At 48.2% G+C, this 3,350-nt stretch carries 4 protein-coding genes; all 4 read right to left on the bottom strand.

Annotation, left to right across the window (positions count from 1 at the left end; translation table 11 throughout):
• Nucleotides 1-17: 17 nt before the first annotated feature.
• The 4 genes from ACWA6V_RS19510 to sufD all read right to left on the bottom strand — a co-directional run bounded on the left by ACWA6V_RS19510 (nucleotide 18) and on the right by sufD (nucleotide 3,319).
• A complete protein-coding gene (locus tag ACWA6V_RS19510; protein WP_449524058.1) occupies nucleotides 18-299 on the bottom strand; it encodes a hypothetical protein in 282 nt (93 codons plus the stop codon).
• A gap of 23 nt (nucleotides 300-322) precedes the next feature.
• A complete protein-coding gene (locus ACWA6V_RS19505) occupies nucleotides 323-679 on the bottom strand; it encodes a HesB/IscA family protein (RefSeq protein WP_449524057.1) in 357 nt (118 codons plus the stop codon).
• 74 nt (nucleotides 680-753) lie between these two features.
• The gene (locus ACWA6V_RS19500) at nucleotides 754-2,004 is read right to left on the bottom strand and encodes a SufS family cysteine desulfurase (protein ID WP_449524056.1); all 1,251 of its coding nucleotides are present in this window, start codon (nucleotides 2,002-2,004) and stop codon (nucleotides 754-756) included.
• Nucleotides 1,997-3,319 carry a Fe-S cluster assembly protein SufD gene (gene sufD, locus ACWA6V_RS19495; RefSeq protein WP_449524055.1) on the bottom strand — a complete coding sequence of 441 codons (1,323 nt, stop codon included), beginning with the start codon at nucleotides 3,317-3,319 and terminating at the stop codon, nucleotides 1,997-1,999. The genes ACWA6V_RS19500 and sufD overlap by 8 nt, the downstream gene beginning before the upstream one ends.
• Nucleotides 3,320-3,350: the final 31 nt, after the last annotated feature.

Here is a 3,350-nt window from a genome sequence, read left to right as displayed (position 1 = left end):
CATTCGCTGGCGCTCGGTCAGTGCGAGCTGGCGGTGCTCAGTGCTTGCCAGACCTGCTCTTCGATAATCTGGTCATTGACAGGCTCAGGGAAGCTTATGGTCTCGGACTCAAGCCCAAGCAAATGCGCATCAGTACCATCTACCCGCACCATCTGACCGTGGTAGGTCAGCGTGTAATTACCACCCAAAGCTTGGGTGATAGTGACAAAGGTCCCATCAGGGATAATTAGAGGGGTACCATCAGGGACGCGCCGTGCCGGACAATCAGCTTGGGCGACCACCATACGTCTTTCAGACATAGTAATTCTCTACGCAAGGCGTCTTAGTTAACGCTAAAACTTTCACCGCAACCGCAATAATCTTTAACGCGCGGATTGTTGAATTTGAGCTGGCGATTTACGCCTTCAGTGACGTAATCGATTTCAGTGCCGCTCACCACCGACAAGCTGCCCGAATCAACCAACAATTCAACACCGCTCTCCAGTTGCATATGTACATCATCCGCCTTGGCTTCATTGACCAAATCCACAACGTACATCCAGCCAGTGCAGCCACTTTGTTTTACACTCAAGCGCACTGCTTTCGCGTCTTTAGCAGAGCCCAATTGCCGCTTGAAATGTTCAACCGCCGTTGGGGTGACCTGCACAGGTTGCTGCGGATCAAATGATGCGATACTCATAGCAGTCTCCAGGATTAACTCATCGCTCGTTAAAGCATATTTCGTTACAACACGTTCGTTACAATAAAAAGGCGCTACAACAAAAAGGTTTTCGCTTTTTCAATCGCTGCGAACAGGCGATCAACCTCATCAAAGGTGTTGTAAAAACTAAAACTCGCACGCACGGTGCCAGGAATTCCAAACTGATCCATAATCGGTTGCGCACAGTGATTCCCCGTGCGCACAGCAATACCCTGCTTATCCAATAAGACACCAACATCCGCCGGATGTGCACCTTCAAGCAAAAAACTCATCACTGAAGTTTTATGTGCGGCAGTACCAACCAATTTCAAGCCAGCAGTTGCGCGCGCTTTTTCCTCAGCATAATTCAACAATGCCTGTTCATGCGCAGCGGCAGTGGTACGGTCGATTGAATTCAAATAATCAATCGCAGCGCCCAAACCTATAGCGCCCGCGATATCAGGTGTACCCGCTTCAAACTTGTAGGGCAACTGATTGAACGTTGTGCCTGCAAATGAAACGGTTTCGATCATCTCGCCCCCACCCTGATAGGGCGACATGGCATTGAGCAAATCTTCTTTACCGTACAACACACCCAAGCCCGTCGGACCAAATAGTTTGTGTGCAGAAAACACATAAAAATCGCAATTGAGTTTTTGGACATCAACCGCCCAATGGCTCACTGCTTGCGCACCATCAATTAATACGCGCGCGCCAACAGCATGCGCCAGCGTAATAATTTTTTCGATTGGATTAATCGTGCCCATCGCATTGGACACATGACCTACAGCGACCATTTTTACATGGGCATCAAGCATGGCATCAAACGCCAGCATATTGATATTACCGTTGGCATCGACAGGAATCGGTTCAACTTTAGCACCGGTTGTCTGGGCGATTAATTGCCAGGGAACAATATTGGAGTGATGCTCCATCGCCGATACCAGAATACGGTCACCCGGCTTCAAATTGGTTTTGCCCCAAGAGGCGGCAACCAGATTAATACTCTCGGTTGTACCACGAGTCCAAATAACCTGTTTGGCTGCCGGTGCATTTAAAAACTGTGCGACTCTCTCTCTCGCAGCTTCAAATTTTATTGTGGCTCGATCAGCCAATGCATGGGCACCACGATGAACATTGCTATTGTCATTGCGATAGTAATCACTGATTGCATCAATCACCGCATTGGGTTTTTGGGTGGTGGCGGCATTATCGAGATAGACCAGCGGCTGCCCATTCACCTGTTGGTGCAAGATAGGGAAATCAGCGCGGATTGTTTCCACATCAAAATGCAACACGTCAATATCACCCAAAGATTTAGTCATCCGTCAACTCCGCCAATGCGCTGGCAGCAATCAAACTGTTGTCACGGCCAAAAAGTTTTGCCAAACGCGGTTGCAAATAATCGTGCACTTCGGGTTGCGCAATTTGTTCCAGCAGTTCATTGATAAAGCCAAAACTGAGCATCACATCGGCTTCAGCGCGAGACAAACCGCGGCTCTGCAAATAGTAACGCGCATTGGCATTTAGCTGGCTTATGGTCGCACCGTGCGCGCACTTCACATCATCTGCGTAAATTTCCAACTCCGGCTTGGTATTCACTTCTGCCTTATTGGAGGTCAGCATGTTTTTGTTGCTTAATTCCGCGAGAGTTTTTTGCGCGTCTTTATGAATATAAATACGGCCATTAAAAATGGCCTGTGCCGAATCACTCACAATTCCGCGAAACACTTCATTCGATGTGCAGTGCGGAACCCAATGGCAAATATTGGTGTGATAATCCACAACCTGTTGGTTGCGCGGCAGATAAATCCCTTGCAGATCCAACTCGGCCCCCTGCCCGCGATGATTTAATTGGTAATCGACACGCATCAGGCTTGAACCCAATGCCAACGCGAAACCACGCAGACGCGCATTGCGCTGCAAATCCACATGCACTGCCCCAATGTGCTGCGCATGCTCTTCTTCCAGATTCAAACGGTAGTGATGCAAATGGGCGTTATCGCCAATGTGAATTTCAGTCAATGCATTGGCGAAACCATTTTGCGCATCCGCACTGGAAAAATAATGTTCAACAACTTCAGCCTGGGAATTTTCATCCAATACAATCAGCAGGCGTTGATTGCTTGCTGCAGCAACTGCGGTCACTATATTGACGATATATACAGGCTTTTCCAAACGCTGGCTGCGCGGCACATGAAGCAGGACACCATCATCAAGCCAGGCGTTATTCAGCGTTGCAAATAAATGGCGCTCACCTTCTACAATTTTACCAAGGTGCTTTTCAATTAACGCTTGTTGCGTCGCATTGGCTTGCGAGAAGCGCACAATCGATTCCGGTAGATTGCTTGAATGTTTTTCATCAAATATACCGTTAACAAATATCAAACGATAGGCGTCAAGTGGGATCAATTCATCCTGTAAAGTTTTATCTAAAACCTGGTTTTCAGCCAAACCCCAAGTGTGCAGCAGCGTCTTTTGCAACACCTGCATCGGTGTATATTTCCAATGCTCGGTTTTGCGCGTTGGCCAAGGTTGTGCCAACCACTCATCCGTTGCTTTGTTGCGCAACGCTTCCAACCAAGTCAATGGTTGCTGCTGTGCTGTGAGCCGTATGGCTTGATGTTGAAAATCACTCATGGTTAGACAGCCTCGTTATCAAGCCAGGCGT

The sequence above is a fragment of the Cellvibrio sp. genome, assembly GCF_053579595.1.
Note: the sequence above shows the minus strand (reverse complement) of the source record. Positions and strands in the feature narration are given on the sequence as shown.

Excerpts from the sequence above, each read along its gene's own strand:
- sufD (WP_449524055.1), bottom strand. The coding sequence starts at position 3,319 with ATGAGTGATTTTCAACATCAAGCCATACGGCTCACAGCACAGCAGCAA.
- ACWA6V_RS19510 (WP_449524058.1), bottom strand. The coding sequence starts at position 299 with ATGTCTGAAAGACGTATGGTGGTCGCCCAAGCTGATTGTCCGGCACGG.
- ACWA6V_RS19505 (WP_449524057.1), bottom strand. The coding sequence starts at position 679 with ATGAGTATCGCATCATTTGATCCGCAGCAACCTGTGCAGGTCACCCCA.
- ACWA6V_RS19500 (WP_449524056.1), bottom strand. The coding sequence starts at position 2,004 with ATGACTAAATCTTTGGGTGATATTGACGTGTTGCATTTTGATGTGGAA.